Origin of the sequence: Pseudomonas sp. D8002, from assembly GCF_013385695.1 — a bacterium.
Classification (GTDB): domain Bacteria; phylum Pseudomonadota; class Gammaproteobacteria; order Pseudomonadales; family Pseudomonadaceae; genus Aquipseudomonas.
This window is the reverse complement of record NZ_JACAPM010000039.1, coordinates 1-25,236: the sequence shown is the minus strand read 5'-3', so window position 1 is coordinate 25,236 and position 25,236 is coordinate 1. Positions and strand designations below refer to the sequence as shown.

18 protein-coding genes are annotated in these 25,236 nt (G+C 64.1%); 9 read left to right on the top strand and 9 right to left on the bottom strand.

From position 1 onward, the window contains the following. Positions 1-194 precede the first annotated feature (194 nt). The gene (locus tag HX807_RS23480; RefSeq protein WP_177008508.1) at positions 195-806 is read right to left on the bottom strand and encodes an LpxA family transferase; all 612 of its coding nucleotides are present in this window, start codon (positions 804-806) and stop codon (positions 195-197) included. Between the two features lie 48 nt (positions 807-854). Next, the gene (locus tag HX807_RS23475) at positions 855-1,931 is read right to left on the bottom strand and encodes a sigma-54-dependent Fis family transcriptional regulator (RefSeq protein ID WP_003216996.1); all 1,077 of its coding nucleotides are present in this window, start codon (positions 1,929-1,931) and stop codon (positions 855-857) included. Positions 1,932-2,333: 402 nt separating this feature from the next. Here HX807_RS23475 and HX807_RS23470 point away from each other — a divergent pair, with 402 nt between their 5' ends. The 6 genes from HX807_RS23470 (at position 2,334) to HX807_RS23445 (ending at position 11,244) form a co-directional block, all read left to right on the top strand. Next, positions 2,334-3,410 (top strand): ABC transporter substrate-binding protein, encoded by a 1,077-nt coding sequence (locus tag HX807_RS23470; protein WP_177051288.1) that lies wholly within the window; start codon positions 2,334-2,336, stop codon positions 3,408-3,410. A gap of 14 nt (positions 3,411-3,424) precedes the next feature. Beyond that, the gene (locus HX807_RS23465) at positions 3,425-4,651 is read left to right on the top strand and encodes a S9 family peptidase (protein ID WP_177035539.1); all 1,227 of its coding nucleotides are present in this window, start codon (positions 3,425-3,427) and stop codon (positions 4,649-4,651) included. Positions 4,652-4,664: 13 nt separating this feature from the next. Beyond that, positions 4,665-5,873: an LLM class flavin-dependent oxidoreductase gene (locus HX807_RS23460; RefSeq protein WP_008430959.1), complete on the top strand. Its 1,209-nt coding sequence runs from the start codon at positions 4,665-4,667 to the stop codon at positions 5,871-5,873. A gap of 4 nt (positions 5,874-5,877) precedes the next feature. Further along, a complete protein-coding gene (locus HX807_RS23455; protein ID WP_177051287.1) occupies positions 5,878-7,434 on the top strand; it encodes an ABC transporter substrate-binding protein in 1,557 nt (518 codons plus the stop codon). Between the two features lie 149 nt (positions 7,435-7,583). Then, positions 7,584-10,145 (top strand): TonB-dependent receptor plug domain-containing protein, encoded by a 2,562-nt coding sequence (locus HX807_RS23450; protein ID WP_087693862.1) that lies wholly within the window; start codon positions 7,584-7,586, stop codon positions 10,143-10,145. 19 nt (positions 10,146-10,164) lie between these two features. Beyond that, a complete protein-coding gene (locus HX807_RS23445) occupies positions 10,165-11,244 on the top strand; it encodes an LLM class flavin-dependent oxidoreductase (protein ID WP_010171267.1) in 1,080 nt (359 codons plus the stop codon). A gap of 97 nt (positions 11,245-11,341) precedes the next feature. On the opposite strand, the gene HX807_RS23440 is transcribed toward HX807_RS23445, so the two are convergent. The 7 genes from HX807_RS23440 to HX807_RS23410 form a co-directional block, all read right to left on the bottom strand. After that, positions 11,342-13,120, bottom strand: coding sequence for an ABC transporter ATP-binding protein (locus HX807_RS23440; protein WP_102605255.1), 1,779 nt, complete (start codon positions 13,118-13,120; stop codon positions 11,342-11,344). Next, on the bottom strand, positions 13,117-13,953 hold the full coding sequence (locus HX807_RS23435; protein ID WP_177051286.1) for an ABC transporter permease: 837 nt from the start codon (positions 13,951-13,953) through the stop codon (positions 13,117-13,119). Before HX807_RS23435 ends, HX807_RS23440 begins: the two co-directional genes overlap by 4 nt. Next, positions 13,950-14,996: an ABC transporter permease gene (locus HX807_RS23430; RefSeq protein ID WP_177035535.1), complete on the bottom strand. Its 1,047-nt coding sequence runs from the start codon at positions 14,994-14,996 to the stop codon at positions 13,950-13,952. The genes HX807_RS23435 and HX807_RS23430 overlap by 4 nt, the downstream gene beginning before the upstream one ends. After that, positions 14,989-16,539: an ABC transporter substrate-binding protein gene (locus tag HX807_RS23425; RefSeq protein WP_177051285.1), complete on the bottom strand. Its 1,551-nt coding sequence runs from the start codon at positions 16,537-16,539 to the stop codon at positions 14,989-14,991. Before HX807_RS23425 ends, HX807_RS23430 begins: the two co-directional genes overlap by 8 nt. Before the next feature lie 3 nt (positions 16,540-16,542). Beyond that, on the bottom strand, positions 16,543-17,718 hold the full coding sequence (locus HX807_RS23420) for an LLM class flavin-dependent oxidoreductase (RefSeq protein ID WP_177051284.1): 1,176 nt from the start codon (positions 17,716-17,718) through the stop codon (positions 16,543-16,545). Between the two features lie 159 nt (positions 17,719-17,877). Further along, a complete protein-coding gene (locus HX807_RS23415; protein ID WP_003216972.1) occupies positions 17,878-18,609 on the bottom strand; it encodes a class II aldolase/adducin family protein in 732 nt (243 codons plus the stop codon). Positions 18,610-18,625: 16 nt separating this feature from the next. Next, on the bottom strand, positions 18,626-19,669 hold the full coding sequence (locus tag HX807_RS23410) for an ABC transporter substrate-binding protein (protein WP_177051283.1): 1,044 nt from the start codon (positions 19,667-19,669) through the stop codon (positions 18,626-18,628). A gap of 412 nt (positions 19,670-20,081) precedes the next feature. On the opposite strand from HX807_RS23410, the gene HX807_RS23405 reads away from it, so the two are divergent. The 3 genes from HX807_RS23405 (at position 20,082) to HX807_RS23395 (ending at position 25,067) form a co-directional block, all read left to right on the top strand. Further along, positions 20,082-21,314, top strand: coding sequence for an acyl-CoA dehydrogenase family protein (locus HX807_RS23405; RefSeq protein WP_177021448.1), 1,233 nt, complete (start codon positions 20,082-20,084; stop codon positions 21,312-21,314). Positions 21,315-21,460: 146 nt separating this feature from the next. Beyond that, the gene (locus HX807_RS23400) at positions 21,461-23,227 is read left to right on the top strand and encodes an ABC transporter ATP-binding protein (RefSeq protein WP_177051282.1); all 1,767 of its coding nucleotides are present in this window, start codon (positions 21,461-21,463) and stop codon (positions 23,225-23,227) included. Next, the gene (locus HX807_RS23395) at positions 23,220-25,067 is read left to right on the top strand and encodes an ABC transporter ATP-binding protein (protein WP_177051281.1); all 1,848 of its coding nucleotides are present in this window, start codon (positions 23,220-23,222) and stop codon (positions 25,065-25,067) included. The genes HX807_RS23400 and HX807_RS23395 overlap by 8 nt, the downstream gene beginning before the upstream one ends. The last annotated feature ends 169 nt before the right edge of the window (positions 25,068-25,236 follow it).

The window sequence follows — 25,236 nt, the reverse complement described above, 5'->3', positions numbered from 1 at the left end:
TCTTGCTTTTGATTTTGATCTGGCTCTGACTGCCCCAATAAGCCCGAGCCACAGCGAGGCGCCGACAGGCGGGGCAGAGCCCTGTGCTTACTTTGGGCTGGGCCGGCATTCCGGCTTTTCCAAAGCGAGTCGCTGTAAGAGCGAAACCATAAGCAGCCGTTACTCAACTAACGGATATGTACACCAAAAACCCCCTACCCCTCACAATCGAAAACCTCCCCACGCCTAACCACACTACCCGCCGCAAGCACCGCTCCCGGTGCCAACACACCATTGGCTCCAACCCGCGACTGATCCCCAAGCAGCGCGCCAAACTTGTCACAGCCGGTGCGCTGCAACTGCCCGTCAATGCGCACCTGCACTTCCTTGTCGTCACGCTCGTTCCGGTAGTTGGCCACGATACTGCCGGCTTCCAGGTTAACCCCGCGGCCCAATACCGAATCACCGACAAAGTTGAAATGCGCCAACTTGCTGCCGCTGAAGACAAAGGACGTCTTGAGCTCGGCACCCGGTCCGAAGATGCAATATTCATCCACCCAGCAACCGCCGCGAAGGTAGGCACCGGCAGCGATAAAACAGTGGGCGCCGATGATCAGCGGCGATTTCAAAACAGCGCCCGCCTCCACGACCGCAGTACGGTGCACGGCAATCTCGTCATGAATCTCATAGTCATCATCAGAAAGCCCCGCCAGCAATTTGCGAACGATTTCCGGCGCCTGGGTCACCAACTCCCACGGCGCAAGATCCACCCAGGGTGCCAGCGGCGAACGGGAAAAATCAGCGATGTAATCGGTCAGTCGAATCAACGTCGAGCCCTCTACAGATCAGAGAAGCCCGAAACGCTAACACCCCCGTCACTGCCCGTCGAGCAGCACCGGTTTGCCCAACTCGCCGATCTTCTCCAGCCGCGCCCGCACGATGTTGCGGCTGATATTCAGCAGGCGCCCGGTCTGCAACTGGTTGCCATGGCAATAGCGATAGGCCGCGCGAAAGATCGTCTCTTCGATGTGCTCGTAGAGGTCCGGAATGTTCTGTTCGAACAACGCAGTGAGCGCCGCCTCCAGGCTCACCGGCCCAGTGATCGCAGGCGCGGCCTGGTTCGCCTCGTCCTGGCGAATGCCGGAAGAACGCATGTCCACCAGGTGCAAATCCGGCGGCTGCACCAGTTGATTGCGGCACACCAGCAACGCATGGTGAATGGCGTTTTCCAGCTCGCGAATATTCCCCGGCCAGCTGTGTTCCAGCAGCTTGCGCTCGGCATCGATGCTCAGTGACGCGCGGTTGTAGCCGAGGCGCTGGCAGTGCTCTTCAAGAAAAAATTCCGCCAGCGGCAGGATGTCGCCGGGCCGTTCCCGCAGGGGCGGCAGGCGGATGGTGGCGACGTGCAGGCGGTAGAACAAATCCTCACGAAAATGCCCCGCCACCACCGCGTCGGCGAGGTTGACGTTGGTGGCCGCCACCAGCCGCACATTGATCGGAATCGGTGTGCGCGAGCCCAGGCGCACCACTTCTCGCTCCTGCAACACCCGCAATAATTTGACCTGCATGTTCAACGGCAAATCGCCGATCTCATCCAGAAACAGCGTGCCGCCGTTGGCCGCTTCGAACCAGCCGGCCTTGTGGGTGGTGGCGCCGGTGAATGCGCCTTTCTCGTGGCCGAACAACTCACTTTCCACCAGGGTTTCGGCGAAGGCGCCGCAGTTCACCGCCACAAACGGTTCACGCCCGCGACGGCTCAGGTGATGGATATGCCGCGCGACCAATTCCTTGCCGGTGCCGGTCTCGCCGATGATCAAGGTGTTGGCCTCACTGGGGGCCAGGCGCTCGATACGCGCCAGCAATTCCTGTGAGCGCGGGTCCTTGAAGACCAGCACGGTGGCGCGCACCGACTTGGTCAATTCACGGGCATTGGGATGGGTGATCAGCGACATGGTGCATTCCTGGCAGTAAAAGCGCGTGTCAATAGTGCATGAAGTTTTCTATACCATTTAATTATTAATTAATATTTATATATTCCCAAAAAGAATATGCCAACACATCGCACCTCGCCTGCTGCTGGAGCAGCAATCAGCCAGCACCTGCGTGTGTGCAGATCAACACCAAGCCGTTGCCAGGCAGTCCTTCGAAAACCCGCAAAGCCACGTTCTACAAGGCGTGCAGCGCGTTTTTCGGCTGATGGCATGCAATCTGCTCTCTCCCTCTCAACGCCACCTGCCCTGTAGGAGCTGGCTTGCCAGCGAAGAGGCCCTAAAGCCTTGCACCGACTAAACGGACGCTTTCGCCGACAAGCCGGCTCCTACAGGGGGTCGCGATCACTTAGCAGGGAGATCCCAATGAAAAGATTCTGGCGCAACAGCATCGCCACCATGTTCGCTGTGCTGGTCAGCACCGGCGTGCTGGCCGAACAGGCGCCACCGGCGTCGGTGAAGATCGCGATCGTCGCCTACACCCAGGGCGGCAAACCGGTGTTCGGCGGCATCGCCGGGCGCGTCATCGAAGACGGCTGGCTCGAAGCGCAACTGCGTGAGCGCGGGGTCAAGCTGGAGTGGATCGCCCTGCCCCATGCCGGCGCCGGGCCGCAGATCAACGAAGGCTTCAGCAACAACAGCCTGGACTTCGCCGTACGCGGTGACCTGCCCTCGGTAATTGCCGGCGCCGGTGGCGTACCAGGCAAGCTGATCGTGCCCGGTGGCAGCGGCAACAATATTTACCTGGTGGTACCGGAAGGCTCCGCCGCGAACACCATCGAAGACCTCAAGGGCAAGCGCCTGGCGCTGCATCGCGGTCGGCCATGGGAGTTCGCCTTCAGCAACTTCCTGGCCAGCAAGGGCATGAAGCTCGACGATTTCAAGATTGCCAACCTCAACCCGCAAGTCGGCGCCGCGGCTGTGTCTGCCGGCAAGGTCGACGCAGCAGTGTTGCTCAGCGAGGCCTATGCCCTGGAAGACAAAGGCGTGGGCAAGATCATCTGGTCGACCAAGCAAGGCAGCAACGACTGGCGGCTGGTGTCCGACCTGTGGGGCACCGAGACCTTCGTACAGCAGCACCCGGATATCACCCAATTGCTCGCCACCGCCTGGGTGAAAGCTGCGTGGTGGATTTCCCAGCCACAGAACCAGGACGCCTATTACCAACTGTCATCCCGCGCCGGCACCGCCGAGAGCGTGCTGCGTCGCGACGACCAGAACGACCCGGTGGCCTGGAAGGATCGCTGGGCGCCAAAAAGCGACCAGCAACTCAAGGCTCATTACCAGGCCCTCACCACCTACGCCCTGGCCAATCACCTGATTCGCGACACCTACGACATCGGCCCGTCACTGGCCACCGGCTTTACCAACCAGGCCCTGATCGACCTGAAACTCACCGACTACTGGCCGGCCCTGCGTGGCCAGGTCAGCACCAATCCGTAATAGGGAAATTGAGCATGAAACTGCCGCACTCCTTTGCCTTCGGCCTCAGCGTCCTGGCCCTGTCCATGAGCGTGTTTGCTGCCGACACCTACGCCCCCAAACCTGACCCGCTGCAAGGTGATGGCCGCGTCTCGGCTTTCTACACCTGGGAAAAAGCCATCCCGGCCGTTCCCGGCAAACTGCTGCGCAGCGAGCCGCTGGACAACACCCTGAGCCTGGCCAATGCCGCCAGCGCCCAACGCATCCTGTACACCTCCACCGACGGCATCGATAACAAGACACCGATCGTGGTGTCCGGCGCGTTGTTCCTGCCCAAAGGCACGCCGCCTGCCGGTGGTTGGCCAGTGGCGAGCTGGGGCCATGGCACCGTGGGCGTGGCGGATGTGTGTGCGCCGTCGTGGCAAGGTCGCTCCTACCGTGACGTGGCCTACCTCAATCGCTGGCTGGCCGAAGGCTTTGCCGTCGTCGCCACCGACTACCAGGGCCTCGGCGTACCCGGTGGCCATCCGCTGCTGAACAGCCGCATGGCCGCCTACGGGATTCTCGACGCCGCCAAGGCCGTGGTGGCCGGGGTACCCGGGCTGGCCGACAAAGTGCTGATCGTCGGCCAGTCCCAGGGCGGTGCCGGCGCCTTCGCCGCAGCCGCCTATGCCGCCACCTACGCTCCGGACCTGGGAGTGAAAGGCAGCATCGGCACCGGCGTGATCTACACCCTCGACTACGCGAAGAACCCCAGCGAGGAAGTGCGCAACAAGGTCGATCCCACCCTGGCCTACGGCTTCTACACGTTGCTCGCCGCCCAGCAATACGACCCGAGCATCAACCCCGCCGACTTCTATACCGACAAGGCCCTGCCGATTTTCGAGCAGGCCCGTACCAGTTGCCTGTTCGCCCTCGAAGGCGATGTCGAAGGCCTCGGCCTGAGCATCGCCAACACCAAGAAAGACTACAAGGGCAAGCAACTCGCGCCGTGGCTGGCGCAGGTGTCTTACCCGACGCTGAAAACCTCGAAGCCGATTTTCATCGGCACCGGCGCCGAAGACACCACGCCGGCCGCCGCGACCCAGGTCAAGCTGATGCAGGACGCCTGCAAGGCTGGCTCCATCGTCGAAGGCCACCTGTACAAAGGCCTGGGCCACAGTGCCACGGTCAATGCATCGCTCAAGGACTCGATCCCGTTTGCCCACAAAGTCATCAACGACCAGCCGATCACCCCGATCTGCGCCCCCACCGCGCAATAAGCAGGAGGCTTGCATGAGCATCGAATTCTTTACCCGCCTGCCCTTGCACGGCGAAACCCAGTTCCTGCCCGGCGACCCGCGCAACCGGGGCGACTGGCATCGCGGCGGGCCCAGCACCGGCGCGGTGTCGGGCTTCAGTGTCGGTGATCATTTCACCTACATCGACTACCTCGGGCAAATCGCCAGGGCTGCGGAGATCAACGGCTTTGGCGGCGCACTGATGGTCAACGCGCCCACCGGCGAAGAACCGTGGACCGTCTGCGCGCTGCTGGCCCGGGAAACCCGTACCCTGCAATTCGTCACCGCCTTCCAGCCTTACCACTACACCCCGTGGGTGGCGGTGCAGCAGGCGGCGACCTACCAGCGGGCCACCGGCAACCGCCTGGTGTGGAACATCATCAACGGCGGCTCGGACGTGATCCAGCGCCAGGTCGGCGACTTCAGCGACCACGATGAACGCTACGAACGCGCCACCGAATTCATGGACGTGGTCAAGGGCTATTGGCACAACGAGTCCTTCCACTACGACGGCAAGTTCTACAAGGCCGACGGTGGTGGCCTGCGCGGGCCATTGAAGAAGGCCAAGCTGCCGCTGATCTGTACCGCCGGCTCATCCATCGCCGCCCGGGAGTTTGCCGCCAAGCACGCCGACTTCTACCTGATGCGCGCCGAACACCCGGACGAAATCGCCGCCCTGATCGCCGACCTGCGCGAACGCGCGCTGAAGTGGGGCCGCACTGACATTCGCTTCGGCCTGTCGATTGACGTGATCACCCGGGAAACCGAAGAACTGGCCCGCACCGAAGCCAAACGCTTCTTCGACGAAGGCATCGCCCGCGGCGCGGTCAAGGCCGTGGCGGCCCACGCCGGGTTGCGTACGGCGCGCAAGCTCAGCTACGAGCACGGCTTCAGCGAAAAAACCGAGACCCAGGGCTTCGATGACTTCTTCATCCACCCCAATGTATGGACCGGTTTTGGCTACATCGGTATTCCACCGGGCTGTGCGCTGGTGGGCAGCTACGAGAACGTGGTGGCGCGGATTCGCGAGTACAACAGCATCGGCATCGACCTGTTCTTCCTCGCCGGCTATCCGCACCTGGAAGAAGCCTACCGCCTCGGCGAGCACATCCTGCCGCACTTTCGCAGTGAACGCGCCGAGTTGAGTCGTCCCCAGGAGCCGGTGTTGGAACTGCGCTCCGCCAACGGCCCGGCCGGAGTCTGATGCCATGAGCCTACTGCTTAGCCGTCGGGACTTTCTCGGCTACAGCGTGACCGTCGGCGGCGGCTTGCTGCTGGCCGGTTGCGGCCCCGCTGACACGCCCAAAAACATCACCGGCAACGATCAACCCCGCTACGGCGGGCGCCTGCGCCTGGGGATTCTCGACGGCAACCAGAGCGGCAACCTCGATGCCCACAAACCCATTGGCAGCGGCATCGTTCGCGGCTTTGCGTTGTACAGCAAGCTCTGGGAATGGGACGAGCAGATGCAGCCGCGCCTGGCTCTGGCCGAGTTCGCGGAGCCGAATGCCGACGCCAGCAGCTGGACCCTGCGCCTGCGCCCCGGCCTGGAATTCCACAACGGCAAGACCATCGACGCCGACGACCTGATCTTCTCGATCCGCCGCCTCACCGACCCGCAGTTGGCCTCGCCCTACGCGGCGCTGCTGCACTGGGTGGACCGCGACAACCTGGTCAAGCTCGACAACCGCACCGTGCGCCTGAGCTTCCGGGAGGGGCGTAGCTACATGCCGCTGGCAGAAACCTGGGTCAATTTCGGCGGCATCGTGCCGGTGGACTACCACCCGGTCTCCAACCCGGTGGGCGCCGGCCCCTACAAGCTCAAAAGCTTCACCCCCGGCCAACGCTCACTGTTTACCCGCTTCGAGAACTACTACAAGGACGGCAAGCCCTACGCCGATGAGCTGGAGATCATCGACTTCAAGGATCAGGTCTCGCGCCTGGCCGCCCTGCGTTCCGGGCAAATCGACATGGCCAACGTGATGCCCACCGAGCAGTTGCCGATCCTGCAAAAGGACCCGCGCCTGAAGGTGATCACCTCGGTGACCGGTAACTGGCTGTCGTTCGACATGAACCTCGACAAGCCGCCGTTCAACGACCCACGGGTGCGCGAAGCGTTTCGCCTGATGGCCGACCGCGAAGAACTGGTGCGCCGCGCGTTGAATGGCCAGGGCCGGGTGGCCAATGACCTGTATGCGCCCAGCGACCCGACCTTCAACCACGACCTCGGGCCACGCCCCTACGACCCGCAACGGGCGGCGCAACTGCTCAAGGACGCCGGCCAGGAAAACCTCGAGGTGGAATTGATCACCACTCCGGGGCCTGGCTTGAGTTCGGCGCTGGTGCTGGCCGAGCAGGCCAAGCGCATTGGCGTGACCCTGAAGGTCAAGCAGGTGGACCTGGCGACTTTCCAGGGCCCGTTGAAAAACGACTGGACCCTGAGCACCGGCGGCAGCATCGGCGCGCCGTTCCTGGCCAGTGCGATCCATACCGACGCGCCGTTTGCGGTGTCCAACAAGACCCACTTCAACGACCCGCAATTCAGCGAGCTGTTCCTGGCCGCCATGGCCCAGCCCGACCTGGAAAAACGCAAGGCCCTGGTGCATCAGGTCCAGCAGATCCAGTACGAGCGCGGCGGGATGCTGATCTGGGGCTACGCCGACTTGCTCGACAGCGTTTCCACCCGCGTCGGCGGGGCGCAGTCGGAAGAGTCGCTGTTCAGCACCTGGCGCTTTGAAAAGCTCTGGCTCAAAGACACGGCCTGACCCACTTACACCGCATCGCCCTGTAGGAGCCGGCTTGCCGGCGATGGCGTCCGGTCGACCGGCGCAGGGCCCAAGGGCCTCATCGCCGGCAAGCCGGCTCCTACAAGGGACCGTGCGCTCTTCATTGTTTTTTATGGGGCACCTCTGCCATGCACGCTATCGCCTTGCGTTTACCTCTGCTGCTGGCCGCAAGCCTGCCAATCCAGGCGTTTGCCGCCGATACCCAACTGCAAACCGTGACCGTGCAGGCCAGTGCCAGCCAGTCCGATGATGATGCCCTGCCCACCCGCCCGCCGACGTCGGTGTACGGCGGCACGGAGACCAAGGTCCTCGACACGCCGCGTTCGGTGGTGCAGATCAACGCCGAGCAGTTGGCCAACGACTCGATCCGCAGCGCCGATGACCTGGTCAAATACGCCCCCGGCATCACCCGGGGCGGCGGCCAGAACGCCGGCATCGCCCCGCAGTTTCGCGCCCAGGGCTCCGAGGTATTCCAGGACGGCCAGCGCGGTTACGGCGTGCGCCACCCGGCGAACTTCAACGCCTACGAAGGCGCCGACATCGTCGCCGGGCCGTCGTCGGTCACCTACGGTTCGGTGTCCGGCAGCGGCGGCTATGTGAACTACCTGAGCAAGAAACCCGACTTCAATGAGTTCAAGACCAAGCTCAGCGGTGAACTGGGCTCGTGGATACCGGACGGCACGTCCCGCAGTTCCAACAAATTCAGCATCGACAATACCGGGCCACTGAACGACAACCTGGCCTATCGCCTGAGCATCACCAAGCAGCGCCAGCAGGACTTCTACGACAACGTCGACAACAATTTCGACGCGTTCTACGGCGCCCTCGCCTGGCGCAACGACAACGTGCGGGTGGACTGGAACGCCAGCTACGACAACTACTACGACTACAACATCACCCACGGCTGGAACCGCGCCACCCAGGACCTGGTGGACAACGGCAAGTACTACGCCGGGCGCGCCACGCCGATTATCCAGAACGGCAACACCCTGTGGTCGCCGGTGCTGGCCTCTGGCGCCGCCGATGCGCCAACCCTCGGCTGGGTCAAGCGCCAGCGCAATGCCCAGGGCCAATACAGCGTGGTGGACGGCAGCTTCCAGACCGCCTCGCCCAACACCCAGAGCAACCCCGGCAGCCTGCGGGGCTGGGTGTATGACCCGACGCTGGCGGGCAACGGCGAACGCTCGCTGTCCTCGCAAACCGGGCAACGCAAGGAAGACGAAAGCAGCTCCCGGCGCTTTACCACGCAACTGCGCGTCGAGGCCGACTTGTCGCCCACCATCACGCTGGCCAACAGCACGTTCTACGAACGCTCCAAGGACATCACCGATGCCGTGGGTTCGTTCCAGGTGCAGTCCAAAGACAACATCTTCGACAACCGCTTCGAATTCCGCTCGCGCAATGAAACCCGCCTGGGCGGCTGGACCCTGCGGGATGACAGCAACACCGGCCTGATCTATCGCCGCGAATTCAACCAATCGATTGCGGCCAATAACAGCTTCGGCTCCACCATCAACGCCTATGACCTGACCCAGAACCCCTCGGGCAAGAACCCCGGCGACCTGCTGGGCCTTACCGGTGCCAACCCCGCCGGCGGCAATGGCGCATGGATCGGCCAGCCCGGCGTGCCGCAGTATTCCAACTACTACGGCTGGCTGAACCTGCCACCGATGTACCCGGCCGGGCACGGGCTCTACGCCGAGTCTGTAGCGCCCTACACCGCCGAAAGCACCTGGACCACCAAGACCCTGTTCAGCCAGCACAACCTCAAGTACGGCGACTACTTCGGCCTGAACATCGGTGCCAGCCGCAGCTGGATCGAGGCCGAGATCGACAACCCGTTCGTGCTCGCCGGCGGCAACCCGCGCAAGGACAGCGACAACTACCGGCTGTTCGCGTTCCAGGTCAGCCCCTACGTCAAGCCCACGGAAAACACCACGCTGTACTACACCTTCGATCGCTCGCTGGCGGTCAACACCGGGTTCTTCTCCAACGGCCTGGGCTGGGGCAGCGGCAGTGGCGCCAACCAGCTCAACCCGTTGGCGTTCCAAAGCCTGAGCGTGTTGCACGAAGTGGGCGTGAAGGTCGAAGCGGTGCCCAACCAATTGTTCATGACCCTGGCCGCGTTCAAGCAGGCTCGGGACCAGGCGCCAGACAGCAACAACAGCATCGCGCGGCTGGTGATCAAGGGCGTGGAAGCCACCGTGCGCTATCAGCCGGATGACCACCTGCGCAGCGGCCTGAACCTGTCCAAGCTCAATGCCTACAACGAATTCACCTCCCAGGCGGGATTTGCATCGGCCGGGTTCGTGCCCGACAACGGCACGGTGTTCGGCGATAACAACAGCCTCAACCAGCGACCTTCCGGGCGTTTCGACGCGGTGCAGATTCCCGAATACACCGCCAGTGGCTACGTCGACTACCGCTTCGACTCGGGCTTTGGCGCCGAGCTGTCCGGCTGGTGGACCAGCAACTGGTACCTGAACCTGAGCAAGACCGTAAAGATCCCCAACGAATACAACCTCGACCTTGCCGTGTACTACCGCCAGCCGCAGTGGAGCACCACCTTGCGCGTGCTGAACCTGACCAACGAACTGAACTTCGTCAGCGGCCTGGCCGGCTCCACCAACACCTTCCTGCAACCGATGCCGGGCCGCACCTTGCTGGCCCAGGTCGACTACCAGTTCTAACCCTCAAAGGAGCCCCAGCATGTCCATTGAATTTGTCGGCATGATCTTCCCCCGCCAATGGTCCGAGACCCGTGGCGTGCGCAGCCCGGATTTCGACCTCGACTTTATCCGCCACCACGCCCGCGCCCATGAACACGCAGGCTTTGACCGGGTACTGATCGCCAGCGGGCCCGGCAGCGCCGACAGCCTGCAAATCGCCGCCTACGCGGCGGCGCACACCGAGCGCCTGGGCTTCATGATCGCCCACCGCCCGGGGCTCACTGCGCCGACGGTCGCAGCCCGCGCGTTTGCCACGCTGGACCACACCACCGGCGGCGGGCGCATTCGCCTGCATGCCATCACCGGCATCACCGCCGAACCCCAGGAAGGCGACTTCCTGCTGGACAAGACCGAGCGCTACCAACGCACCGACGAATACCTGGAGATCGTGCGGCGCACCTGGACCGCCGAGGAGCCTTTCGACTTCGAGGGCAAGTACTTCAACATCAAGGGCGCGTTTTCCCCGGTCAAGCCGCTGCAACAGCCGCATATCCCGATTTCGTTTGGCGGCTCGTCGGACATTGCCTACCAGATTGCGGTCAAGCATGCGGACCTGTATGCGCTGTGGGGCGAACCGTTGAGCGGTGTGGCGGAGCAGATTGCCAAGCTCAAGGCGGCGGCCAGTGCGGCGGGTGTACAGGCGCCAAGGGTGAGTTTGTCGGTGCGCCTTATCTTGGGCGCGACCGAGGAACTGGCCTGGCAACGGGCCGAGCAGATTCTGGAGCAGATCAAGGCCAACCCGCAGTTCGCGGCGGGCAGCCCGTGGCAGAAGCGGATCAAGGGAACGGGATCGGAACGGTTGCTGGCAGCGGCGGCTTTAGGCGATCGGCATGACCGCGCGTTGTGGATGCCGACGGCGACGGCCGTTGGGGCGTATGGCGACACCACGGCATTGGTGGGCACACCGGAGACCGTGGCCCAGGCGCTGCTGGATTATGTGGATCTGGGGGTCACGACGTTTTTGAACCGGGGGTACGACCCGCTGTATGACACCGTGGATTATGGGCGGTGGATCATCCCGGCGGTGCGCGAAGAGGCTCGGCGCCGCAAGGCCGCGTAAAGGCGGCCTCCGCTATCGCCGGCAAGCCGGCTCCTACAGGTGTGCGCCTTTTACCGTAGGCGCCGGCTTGCCGGCGATCACTGCGCAGCAGTGCCAATCAGCCCAGCGATGGCGAATGCTCAAGCAACGTCTGCGTATACGCCGCCTGCGGCTGATCCAGCACGCTATCCACCGCGCCCTGCTCCACCACCCGCCCGACCTTCAGCACCAACACCCGGTCGGCAATCGCCCGCACCACGCCCAGGTCATGGGTGACGAACAGCAACGTCAACCCGTCCCGCTGCAACTGGCGCAGCAAATCCAGAATCGACGCCTGCACCGAGACGTCCAGCGCCGAGGTGATTTCATCGCAGATCAGCAGCTTCGGTTCGCACAGCAATGCCCGGGCAATTGCCACGCGCTGGCGCTCACCGCCGGACAGGCTATGGGGATACAACTCGCCCACCGAAGCCGGCAGCGACACCCGCTTGAGCACCGCCTCCACCCGCTCACGCGCGGCACTGCCTTTAACCGCAAAGAAGTGCTCCAGCGGTGCGCTCAAGGTCTGGTACACCGTCTGCCGGGGATTCAATGCCCGGTACGGGTTCTGGAAGATGTACTGAATCTGGTGCCGCAAGCCCGCCTCGCGCTGCCGTGCCTGTAACGGCAGCGGTTGCCCCGCGTAACGCAGCTCGCCTTCGGCATTCTCCCCCAACCCGGCAACGGCCCGCGCCAGGCTGGTCTTGCCGGAACCGGACTCGCCCACCAGCGCCAGGCACTCCCCCGGCAGCAATTGCAGGGACACGTCAAACAGCACCTGGCGGTCGTACGCCACGTTCAACCCGCTGATTTCCAGCAAGGCCTTGTCGGTGCGCGCGTCCACCGCAGCAATCGGCGCCAGGGCGATGCGCTGCAACGGCTGACCATGGGGTGCAAGACACGCCACTTCATGCCCTGGCGACAGCGGCTGCAATAGCGGTTCCTGCTGCGAACACCCTGCCCGAAAACGCTCGCACCGCGGCCCGAAGCCACAGCCTTGAGGCCGCTGCCCAGGCGCCGGGGCATGCCCGCCAATCGCCCGTAATTCACGGCGCCCGGCCACATCGGGAATCGCCGCCAACAAGCCCCGGGTGTAGGGATGGGATGGCCGACTGAACAAGGCGTCCCGAGTAGCCGTTTCAACAATCCGCCCGGCGTACATCACCATCACCCGGTCCACCAGGTCCTTGATCACCGCCAGGTCATGGGACACATACACCGCCGCCACGCCCTGGCTTTTGCACAAGCGGCGCAAGGTGGCGAGGATATGCGCCTGGGTGGTGACGTCCAGGGCGGTGGTCGGTTCGTCCAGCACGATCAGCCGCGGTTGCAGGACAAACGCCAGGGCCAGCATCACTCGCTGTTGCTGGCCGCCGGACAGTTGATGAGGGAAACGGCGCAAGAACTGCGGGTCATCCGGCAAGCCGACATCACGCAAGGTTTCAATGATGCGCTGTCGCTGCGCCGCCTTGTCCAGGCGCAGTTGATGCACCGCCAGGGTTTCATCCAACAGGCTGCCAATGCGCAACGCCGGGTTGAGCGCCGTGGCCGGGTCCTGGGCGACATAACCGATCAGGCTGCCACGGGCACGGCGCAACGCTTCACCTTCCAGGCCCAATAACGCCTGGCCCGCGACATGCACCTGGCCACCGACAATCCGTGCGCCGCGTCGGGCATGGGCCAGCAGCGCGGTAGCCAAGGTGGTCTTGCCGGACCCCGACTCACCCACCAGCCCGAGGATTTCCCCGGCTTCCAGGCTGAAGGACACGCCGGACAACACGTCCACCTGCCCCGCCAATTCAACCCGCAAGCCACTGACCTGCAGCACCGTCGTCGTCATCTGCGCGATTGCATTCATGGCTGTTTTTCTCCCAGGCGTGCGCTGCTGCGGCCGATGCCTTCAGCGAGGATATTGGTGCCATAGGCAAACACGCCGATCAGCACGGCGGGGGCCAACACCGCCCAGGGCTGCACCAGCAACCCGGCCTGGTTTTCATTGATCATCAAGCCCCAGTCCGCCGTCGGCGGCGCCACGCCATAACCGAGGAAGCTCAGGCCCGAGAGCATGCCCACCCCCCAGGTCAGCATGTTGCCAAAGTGCACCAGCAACGGCGTAAGGATGTTCGGCAGGATTTCCTTGAACAGGATCCGCCGCCGCGAGTAGCCCATCATCTGCGCGGCCTCGACAAACTCCTGCCCCGCCACTGCCACCGCGCTGGCCCGCGCCAGGCGGATCACCCCCGGGATAAACGCAATCGACACCGTGAGCACGATCAACCACGGCGCGCGGCCGAGCATCGAGACAATCAACAGCACCAGAATCAGGTCGGGGAACGCCAGGGACACGTCCGCCAGCCAGGTGATCAACTGGTCCAGGCGCCGCCGCGACAGCCCCGCAAGCAAGCCGAGGGAGCTGCCGACGGCCAGGGCAATGCTCGCCGCCGCCACGGACATCCACAGCACCGAGAGGCCGCCGCTGAGCAGCCGCGACAACACGTCATGCCCCAGGAAGTCATACCCGAGCAGCGCCCACCCCGTGGGCGCGCCGTACACCGGCCCGACCATGTCCGTCGAGCCATGGGGCGCCAGCAACGGACCGAACAGCGCCACGGCAATGACCAGCAAGGTGATCAGCGCGCCCTTGCGGGTTTGCGGTTCGGCCAGCCAGTGGGAAATTCGCGTCTTGCTCATGCATCACCTCGGGAGCGCCGCCACCACGGGGTGATGCCCCGGCGGTTGCGCGAAATCAGGGTCACGCGACGGGCCGTGCGCAGCTTGGGCGTGAGCAGCACCGTCAACAGGTCGGCCAACAGGTTGATCAGCACCACCGCCAGGGTGATCACCAGCACGATGGCCTGGATCATCGGCAAGTCGCGCATCTGGATCGCCGCGTTAAGCGCGGTGCCGATGCCGGGGTAACTGAAGATCACTTCGGCCAGCACTGCGCCGCCGATCAGCGTGCGCAAGGTCAGCGCCACGCCCTGGATCGCCGGGACCAGCGCGTTGGGCAAGGTATGCCGCCACACGATCCGCCAATGGGGAATGCCCCGCAGCCGTGCGGCGATCACGTAGTCGGACTCCAGCGCGTCGATCATCGCGGCGCGCACCATGCGCGTGAGGTACGGCAGCGCTGACAGGCTCAGGGCCACAACCGGCAGCGCCAGGAACGGCAACTGGCGCCATAGCGACTGATCCGGGTCGAGGATCGACACCGCCGGCAACCAGTCCATATGCGGCATGGAAAACAGCAGCACCAGGCCGATGGCCAACAGAAAGCCCGGCGTGGCCTTGAGGAAAATCAGCAACGACAGGCTCCAGCGGTCGAGGTGGCTGTCGCGGCGCAGCGCCAGGTACACACCGAGGCCCAGCGCCGCCGGCACCACCACGGCGATCACCCCGGCGAGCAACGCCAGGGTGTAGCCGAAACGCCCCCACAGGATGCTGCCGACCGGCGCGTTGGAATCCAGTGACACCCCGAGGTCGCCACTCAGGGCCGAGCCGAGCCAGCGCAGATATTGCCGCAGGATCGGTTGGTCCAGCCCCAGTTGATGTTGCAGGGTGAGGATGCTTTCCAGTGGCGCGTCGGGGCCGAGGATCACCCGGGCCGGGTCCGATGGCAGCGCCTGGGTGGCGATAAACACCACCAGGCTGATCACCCACGCGGTGAGCAGGCCGTAGCCCAGGCGGCCGATAAACCACGATAACCAGGCCGGCGTTCGCAGGGGTTTAGACATGGTTCAACCACAGCTCGTCAAAGCGCCAGGAGGCGAAGGTGGTCTGTTCCGGCGCAAGGCCGCCGACCCGTACCGAGGCGGCGTCCAGCACATCGTTGAAACCCCAGATCAGCAGGCCACCGCGTTCGTGTTGAATCTGCTGGGCCTCGTGCACCAGGCCTTTGCGCAATTGCACATCCGGCTGGGCCAGGGCCTGGCGATACAGCGCATCGAAACGCTGGTCATGGAAGTTGCTGCGGTTGTAGATCGCCAAGGGCGCGTCGTTGTGCAACGCCGATGCGAGGAAGCCACGGGCCGGGGTCGAACCCGGTGAGAGTTGCCACTGCTCGCGCTGCGGGCCGTTGAATACCGCGCCGTCGACCTGGGTAACGCGAACCTCCGCGCCAGCCTTCTTCGCCTGTTGCGCAAACACCAAAGCGGCATTAACGCCGGCGCCGGACGGGGTCGTCAGTTCCACCCGCAGATCGGTCTGCCCGGCCTGGCGCAGCAGCGAGCGCGCTTGCTCAAGGTCATGGGGGCGCTGCGCAATGTCGTGGTTGTAGGTGGGGTCGTGGGGCGAATACAGGTCATTGGCGATGCGCCCGAAACCGTTGAGGCCCCGGTCCACCAACTCTTGCCGATCAGCCAGCAAGCGAAACGCCTGGCGCACCCGTACGTCGTCAAACGGCGGCTTGGCCAGGTTCAGGTTGAAGCCGGTAAACGAGGTGCTGGGCGACACGCACAGCGACAGGCGCGAGTCGGCCTTGAGCAGCGCGCTGTGCTCGGCCTGCACGCCGCTGGCGACATCGATCTGCCCGGCACGCAATGCGGCCACCCGCGAGACCTGGTCCTTGAATTCGATGATTTCCAGTTCGTCGGCATAAGGCTGGCCGGGTTTGTAGTAATTCTCGAACCGGCTGTAGAGCGAGCGCTGGCCGGGCACGAAGCGCTTGAGTTTGTAGGGGCCGGCCCCCACCGGATTGGTGATGGGGTCGTAGTCGGTGGGCACGATGCCGCCGAAGCTGATCAGGGTTTTATCCAGCGGGAAAAAGCTCTGGCCCTGTTTGAAACGGATTTCGATGGTGCGCTCATCCAGCTTGCGCAGCGCATTGCGGTCGATGGCGCCCACCAGTCCGGCAAACGGCGAGGCAAGTTTCGGATCGGTGAGGCGCAGCAGCGAGAACAGCATGTCGTCGGCGCCGATGGTCTTGCCGTGGTGGAACTCCAGGCCCGGCTTGATGCGGATGGTCCAGGCGCTGGCATCGGCGTTCGGCTCGGCGAACTCGGCCAGGGCCAGGCGGGTACTGACGTCGGTGTTCCATTCCCAGAACTTGCTGTACAGCGCCCAGCCGCGAATGATCCCGCCGCCCACCGGCTTGTGGGCATCGAGGTTGCCGGACTGGTCGCCGTCGATAATGCCGATGCGCAGGCGTCCGCCGGTGGTCGGTGTGGTCGACAACACCGCCGCCGGCGCCGCCCCGCTGTCACAACCACCCAGCAGCAAGCCGCCGCCGATGGCCAGGCTGTTGCCGAGAAACACTCGGCGGGAAAATCCTTCGCTCATCAGCTACGCCTCTTGCTGCTGCACGGCGTTCAGACGCGGCACATCAAAACCATGGTCCAGGTCGAGCAACGGGAACAGCAGGTCTGCCACCCGGTGCGCCTCATCGATCAGCGGGAAACCCGACAGGATGAACGCCGAGGTGCCCTGGGCTTCGTACTCACGGATACGCTCGGCCACTTGTTCGGCGCTGCCCACCAGGTAAGTGCCGGCGGCCGGGCCGAGGATGTTGAAGCCGAACAGGCTCGGGCCGAGCCACACGTTGGGGTAGATCTCCAGCTCGCGAGCCGTGGGCAGGCGGCCGGCGCGAATGGTCTCAACGTTGCGCTGGGTTTGCGGGTCGTCGCTGTGGTAATCCTCGAAGCTCACCCCGGGTGGCAACTGGCGCTCAATGGCATTGCGCGCAGTTTGCAGCGAGGTGCGTTGCAGCAGTTTCTCGGCGTGGGCCCAGGCTTCTTCTTCGGTCTCGCGCACGATGATTTGCAGGCGGGTACCGAAGGTCAGCTCACGGCCGATCTTCGCGGCTTCGGCGGCGACCTTGCGGAACTTGTCCCCCAGCTTCGGCGGCGTATTGGCGAAGCTCAGGTACACGTCCAGCAATTGCACCGAGTGTTCCACCCCTGGCCCCGAGGTGCCGGCGCCCCACAGCGGGATGCCCGGTTTCTGGTACGGCGGATGCCAGCCGCCCAGCGGATGCTTGGCCGCTCCGGGCGCACGCGGTGCGAGCTTGACGTATTGGCCGTCATAACCCCGAGTATCGCCGGCATAGAAGCCCTGGAAGGCGCGCCAGTATTCGAGGCTGAAGGCGTAGCGCTCATCGTGGGGGTAATGCACGCCGAGGGTCGCCAGGCCCGCATCATTGCCATTGACCACGTTGAACAGCAGGCGGCCATTGGAGAATTGGTCGAAGGTCAGGGCCCACTTGGCCAGGACTGCCGGTGACAGCTCGCCCGGGTGTTGCGCCACCAGGAAACGCAGGCGCTGGGTGGCGTCGATCAGCGAGGCGGCCACCGCCAGGCTTTCGTTGGGGCTGGAGCCCAGCAGCGAGCCGTAGAAACCCAGGCGATCACTGGCGACCGCGAGTTGCTTGAGGTGCTGGAAGTCGGTCTTCCAGCGCCCTTCGGGCTCCCAGGGATAAGGGCCGTCGGGGGTGGTGAGGTACCAGAGAATTTTTACCGCCATGGGGCAACATCCTTGAATGGAACCGCCCCTTATAGGAGCCGGCTTACCGGCGATAACGGTGGCACATCCAACAGGAATGTCGCCTGATGCACCGCTATCGCCGGCAAGCCGGCTCCTACAGGGGTCGTGGTGGTTTCAGTCACCGTGATAAGGGTGTGTTCAGTTTTTGCGGTCGATGGCGGGGACCAGGCCCAGCGCCGTGGCTTGCTCAAACAACCCACTCATCTTCCACTGCTGGGTCAACACCCCCGGCCCGTATGCCCGCGAACCGCCCAGGGCATCCGCCAGCAATTGCAGTTGCGCGCCCTCCTCCAGCAACAGGATGAACTCAGCCGTGGCCCGCAACCCCTGCTTGCCCCACACCGTGGAGCCGCCGTTGGCTTCGAGGATCGCCAGGTTGAAGGGGTTTTCCGCGATCTTGTCGAGGATGAAATCCACTTCCTGCTGGCGACGGTCGATGTACACCGGCAGTTCCCGCGCCAACTGGTAACGCTGCACCGGCACGTAATGGAACGGCAGCGTGCGGTGGGTCTGGGCCCAGGCCCCAAGGTACGGCGAGTGCACGTGGGACACGGTGGTCACGTCTGCATGCTGCTGGAACAGCTTGGTGTAGCGCCCCAGGCCGCCCTTGCCCTTGCCGACAATCACGTTGCCGGCAAAGTCGGTGACGGTGGCCTGCAGCGGCTTGCGGTAGTTCCACGGGCCGCCGTAGTTGACCGACACCAGCAGTTCCTGGCCCGGCACGCGCTCAATAAAGCCCACGGTGCCGTTGGCGGTGATGGTGTTGGTTTCGCGGAAGACCGTGAAGGCTTCTTCGGCTTCCAGCAGGACCTTGTCGATAAAGGCCTGCAGTTCCTGGGTGATCGGTTGGGCGTGGACAATGGCAGTCATGGCAGTTTCTCCGGGTTCAGGCGCGGCGCTTGGCCAACAGTTCATGGGCAGCTTGCAGAGGGCGCGGGTCGACCCAGTCGGCGATCGCAAAATCGCGCTCCAGGAAGCCGTGCAGGTACAGGAAGTCTTTCTGGATGCCGAGGAAATCCAGGCGCTCGGCCGACAGGTCCGGCGCCAGGGTGGTATGGAAATCACCGCGATAGGCCTCGGCCACACCGGCACTGCCGGCGCGGGTTTCTTCTTCGAGAATCGCGTTCAGGCCGTCGCGATTGTTCGCGGCCCAGTCAGCCGCGTTCAGGGTTTGTGCGAGGAAACGCACCACCAGGTCAAAGTGGTTGTCCAGCAGGCTCTGGTGGACAGTGATCGGGCGCGGCGTGCCGTTGTTGATGCGGTAGCGCGGCGCGGCGATCAGGTCCAGGTCGATGCCCACCACCAGGCCCAGACGGCGCGCGGCGTCGGCGGCCGAAGCGCCCTTGACGTACACCGCGTCCACTTCGCCGCGCGCCAGGTAATCGAGGCCCGACCACAGGCGTTGCAAACCTTCCTGTGGGTTGGGCGCCTGCTCCTGATCGTGCAGCGCGACCTCCACCAGTTGCACGTCATCAAAGCCCAGGCCGGCCAGGCTCAACGCGCCTTTGTAACCGTGCAGGCTCATGGCCCGGGCGATGCTCCCCGGACGGCTGTCACCCCAGGCCGGCAAGGCCAGGCGCTTGCCTTTCAAATGCTCGGGACGCGTGATGCCGGAGTCCGGGCGGACCAGGATGGTTTGCCATTCCTCGATCCAGGTCAGGCCGATCAAACGGCTCGGCGCGCCGGCGGCACGGGCGGCCAATGCCGGCACATTACCGCCTTCGCGAAACAGCCCCGGCAGCTCGTGATCGTAGTGGTGATGGCCCAGTTGACGGGCCTCCTGCAAGGTCGAGACCGACAGGCCGTCGGCGGCGAATTCGTCGCCCAGCCAACCGAGTTTGTAGGCGATGCCGGAGGCGGTCGGTACCGGGCAGCGGGTAAACCAGATCTGCTCAAGCGCTGGCTTGGGCAGGATCGCGGAAAGGGTCATGGGCAGCTCCATTGAATTGGGCAAGGCAGTCCATGGAGGTATTGCAGAGGCCGTGCCAATTGGCCAAAGCCCCGGTTTGCAGGGCTTTGGCGCAAAGAGTCGAAGTACTGTTGCTGGCCTGTCAGCAGCGCTGCTGCTGGCCCAGCAGTCACCCGTTCGCCACTGCTGCCCCAGCAACACTCCGTTATCGCAGGCCCCGCCAGGGGTGGTTTTCGGCATTGGCGCAGAACTTGCTCAAGGCACCTTCAATGCCCGACATCCAGCGCAATCCCCTGTAGGAGCTGGCGTGCCAGCGATGGTGGTTAACGATGACGTGTACTGACGGGTTTACGCGGTGCACTTGAGTCCATCGCTGGCAAGCCGGCTCCTGCAGAGGGGCTTAAACACACGGGCCAAATCAGGGGAAGAAACTATGAGTACGTTCGAACAGGTACCGGTACGCCAACTGCACAGCGAGGCCGAAGCCATTGCCGCAGCCAAGGAGATCGCCGTGGAGATCGCCGCGATTGCCGCCGACAGCAGCCAGAACGGCCAGTTGCCGTGGCGCCAGGCGCAACTGCTGTCCCAAAGCGGCCTGACCGCCATCGGTGTGCCCAAGGCATTCGGCGGGCTGGGGGCCTCGGTGCAAACCATCGTCGAAACCGTGCGCCTGGTCTCGGTGGCCGATGGTGGTGTGGGCCAGTTGCTGCAGATTCACAACGTGATGCTGCGGGGCATCTTCAACGGCTATCCGGATGCGGTGCGTGATCGCCTGGTGGCCGATGTGCTGGCCGGCAAGCGCTTTGGCAATGCCCTGGCGGAAGTCGGCGGCAAGAACAAGTTCGCCCTCAAGACCCGCGTCGAGCGGCGTGCAGATGGCAAGCTGGTACTCAATGGCAGCAAGTTCTACTCCACCGGTTCCTACCTTGCCGAATGGATCTCCCTGACCGCGGCCTCGGATGACGGCGGCGCCGGCGTGCTACTAAACCGCAACGCACCGGGCCTGACCCTGGTGGATGACTGGGAAGCCTTCGGCCAGAAAAACTCGGTCAGCGGCACGGTGAATTTCGACAATATCGAGCTGGATGAAGACTTCGTTTCGAAGCGCAAGGGCCCGATGAAACGCACCGGCCTGACCTTCCCGCAGATCCTGCATGCGGCGATCGATACCGGGATTGCCTCGGGCGCGCTGACCGCGGCGGTGGAGTACCTCAAGCACAACGCCCGGCCCTGGGTGGAAAGCGGCGTGGACCACGCCAATGAAGAGCCGCACATCATCAAGCAGATCGGTGAATACGCGGTGGCCCTGCGTGCAGCCGAGTCGCTGCTGCGGGATGCGGCGCGGGTGTTCGACGCACATGAGCTGGACCCGGAGAACAAGGAACTGCAGGACGAATTGATCCTGTCGGTGGCCACGGCACGGGCGCATTCGGACAGCGCTTCGTTGAAGATCTCCAGCGATATTTTCTCGTTGCTGGGGGCCAGTTCGTCGCTGAGCAAATGGAACCTCGACCGGTTCTGGCGCAACGCCCGGGTGCATACCACCCACGACCCGATTCGCTGGCGCTTGCACCATGTGGGCAACTACTACCTGAACGGGATTGATCCGGGGGAGTACACGGCGATCCTCAATGCCAAGGAAACCCAGGGCGCTACCACTCGCTAGACCAGCCCAACACATCCCTGTGGCGAGTGAGCTTGGTCCCGCTGGACTGCGCAGCAGGCCCTGTTTTTGGGGTCGCTTCGCAACCCGGCGGGAGCAAGCTCCCTCGCCACAATTTGGGAAGGATCAATAAACCCAATGAGCTTTTCATGATCGAAAGACACCCCCTTCTGCGCAGCCTGGCGATCTACCGTGAAATGCCCTGGCGCTTCGCTCTGGTCGCCGGGCTGTTCGTGGCCATCAACCTCGGCCTGGTCTGGCAACAATGGCTGATCGGCCATGCGGTCAACGATGTCAGCGCCGGTCGCGCAGTGATCCGCCACGCCGACGGCAGCCTCGATGCCAGCCTTGGCTGGCACTGGCTTTGGCTGATGCTCGCCGTGGCCCTGGGCCGTGGCGCGCTGCAATACGCCGCCAGCGTCATGTCCCTGGTGCTCAGCCAGGAACTGCTGACGCGCCTGCGCGAACGCATCCTCGCCCAGGTGCAAAGCCTGCACCTGGGTTATCACTGGCAGCACGGCATGGGCGAGATGATCACCCGCACCACCCGCGATGCCGACAAGGTGCGTGACGCGCTGATCACCTTCTGGCGCCAGGTGGTGGAAACCCCGCTGGTGGTGTTGGCCACCGTGGGCCTGTTGAGCTGGTACAACCCGTGGCTGGGCTTGGTACCGCTGCTGCTGACCGTCACCGGATTGTGGATTTTCGTGCTGCAAACCGAACGCCTGGTTGAACTCGACCGCAGCGTCGGCGCGGCCTACGACCGCGTCAACCAGGACCTCAGTGAAGGCATCGGCGGGGTGCGTGTGATCAAATCCTTTGCCCTTGAGCAGAGCCGTATCCAGGGTTTTTCGGAACAGGTTGCAGTGTTCGCAGGCTTGGCCCGCCAGGCGCTGGCCTATTCCAGTTCACGCATTCCGCTGCCTCAGGCCGTGGTCGCCCTCGGCCATGTGTGGATCCTGGTCTACGGCGCCCACCTGGTGGCGGCCGGTCAGTTGGGCATCGGTGAACTGGTGACCTCGCTGCTGATCGCCACCACCCTGGTATTTCGCATCGAAGGCATTGGCCGGGTGATGCAAACCTTCGCCGATGCCCGGGCCAGTGCCGAACGTATCTGGCAACTGCTGGACGCCCCCGCAGCGATACGCAGCGGCAGCGCCACCCTGCCCGCTTCGCCCCTGGGGTTGCGCCTGGAGCACGTCAGTGTCAGCGCTCCCGGCGGTGGGCGGGACATTCTGCATGACTGCTCGCTGGCCCTGGTGCCCGGCGAAATTGTCGCGTTGGTGGGCGCCACCGGCACCGGGAAAAGCCTGCTGGCCAGCCTGTTGCCACGCCTCACTGATGTGAGCACCGGGCGCGTGCTGCTGGGCCATGACGGCGCTGGCTGGCAAGACATTCGCGAACTTGACCTCGGTGCGTTGCGCCAACGGGTGCACGTGGTGCCGCAAGAGAGCTTCCTGTTCGCCGGCAGCCTCGCCGCCAACCTGCGCCTGAACGCTCCCGACGCCACTGATGAGCAATTGCTTGAAGCCCTGCGCCTCGCCGCAGCGGACGACATCTTGCTGCGCCTGCCCCACGGCCTGGCCACGCCGCTGGGTGATCGTGGCGTGACCTTGTCCGGCGGCCAGCGCCAGCGCCTGTGCCTGGCGCGGGCGCTGCTGGGCCAACCGGACATCCTGTGCCTGGACGACGCCACCAGCGCCCTCGACGCCATCAGCGAACGGCACGTACTGAACAACCTGCGAGAACTGCGCGGTACCACCGTGCTGGTGATCTCCAGCAAGTTGTCGACCATCCTCCTGGCCGACCGGGTGCTGATGCTCGCGGACGGCAAAATCGCCGCCACAGGCACCCACGCCGAACTGCAACACACCAACCCGCACTACCGCGACCTGCTGGGGATCGACCATGGCTAATCCAATCGCCGGCAAAGCCTTGAGCGATATCGAAATTGAAGAAATGCTCGCGAAAAAGGCCCTCGACCGCAGCATGTTCAAACGCTTGCTGCCGCTGCTCAGGCCAATCCGCCGCTCGATTTTCGCGGTGATCGGCATTGAGCTGTTGCTGGTGTTCACGGTGTTTTTGCGACCCTGGTTCGTGCGTGAACTGCTGGACCGTGGCTTGATTCAGCAGGCCGACCACTGGCTGCTGGACGAGCGCCTGGTGCTATGGCTGGGCGTGGGGCTGGCCGCCAGTTGGCTGGTGCGATTCCTGCTGGCCGGGGTCTCGCAGTTTGTTGCCGGTGGCGCGGCGATCCGCGTCCTGAACGCCCTGCGGGTGCAGGTGTTTGCGCATGTCCAGGGCTTGAGCGTCAGCTACTTCGACCAGACCCGTGCCGGGCGGATCATTTCCCGGGTTGACCGCGACGTGGACGCCCTCGAACCCTTGGTGATCCAGGGCCCGCCTGAACTGCTCGGTGCCTTGCTGCGCTGTGGCCTGGCATCGGTGATGTTGTGGCGTATCGACCCGCGTTTCTTCCTCAGCCTGGTGGCCACCGTACCGTTGCTGGTGCTGGCGACCTGGAGTTTCAAGCGGATCTCCCAGCGCAACTGGGCGCGGGTTGCGGAAAACCGCAGCCGTTTTACCGCACACCTGGTGGAAAGCGTCAGCGGCGCGCGGATGCTGCAGCAGTGCGCCCAGGAGACGCCGAACCTGCGGCGTTATCGCGGGCTGTTGGATGACTTCAACCATGCACTGATTCGCGGCAGCTTGCGCTCGGGGTGGTTTGCGCCCTTTACGGCGCTGCTGAGTTCGGCGGGAATCGCCTTGTTATTGCTGGTGGGCGGCTATGGGCTGGCGGCCGGTGAAGTGTCGGTCGGGCAAGTGGCCGAAAGTCTGTTTTACGTGTTCCTATTCTTGGGGCCGTTGCAGGAGCTGTCGGACCTGTTTGAACGCTACGCCACCGGATCGGCGTCGGCGCAGCGGATTTTCCTGTTGCTCGATACCCAGGCGCAGATTACCGACAGCGCTACACCGCGCCATTTGGGCCGAGCGCGGGGTGAGGTGCGGTTCGAGCAGGTGGGTTTCAGTTATGTGCCAAGTGCGCAGGCGCCGGTGATCAATGGGCTGGATTTGCATATTCCTGCGGGTGAGGTGTTGGCGATTGTCGGGCCTTCGGGGCATGGGAAAAGCACGCTGGTGCAGTTGCTCACGCGGTTTTATGAGGTGCAGTCGGGCGTGGTGCGGCTGGACGGGATTGATGTGCGGGAGCTGGCCCAGCATGCGTTGCGGCGCAATGTCGGGGTGGTGTTGCAGGACAATGTGTTGTTCAGCGGGAGCATTCTCGACAACTTGCGGTTGGCGGCGCCGTTGGCGGATGACGCGACCCTGGTCGCGGCGGCCCGGGAGCTGGGCGCCGATGAGGTATTGGAGCGGTTGCCGCATCAGTATCACACCGAGGTTGGGCCTTTGGGGGCGCATTTGAGTCATGGGCAGCGGCAGCTCGTTTGCCTGGTGCGGGCGTATCTGGCGGACCCGGCGGTGCTGGTGCTGGATGAGGCGACTTCGGCGGTGGACATTCACACGGAGCGGCGGATTCAACGGGCGTTGCGCAGGCTGTGTCTGGGGCGTACGGCGATCATCATTGCCCATCGGCTGGCGACGATCCGGGATGCGGACCGGATTGCTGTGGTTCGGCATGGGCAGGTCGTTGAGCTTGGGGCGCATGATGCGTTGATTGATCGTGGGGGGGCTTATGCGGCGTTGTATCAGACGTATTTGCGCAGTGCACGGGTGGGGGATTTGGTGGCTGGGTGATTGGGGGTATATCCGTTTTTGGGTGATGGCTGAGATTGGTTCCGCTCTTACAGCGGCTCACTTTTGAACAGCGCAAAAGTAAGCAAAACGCTCTTGCCCCACCACTCGGCACCTCGCCTAGGCTCGGTGTGCCCTCACTCCGGCTTTGGACCGTGGGCCGCCGTCATGG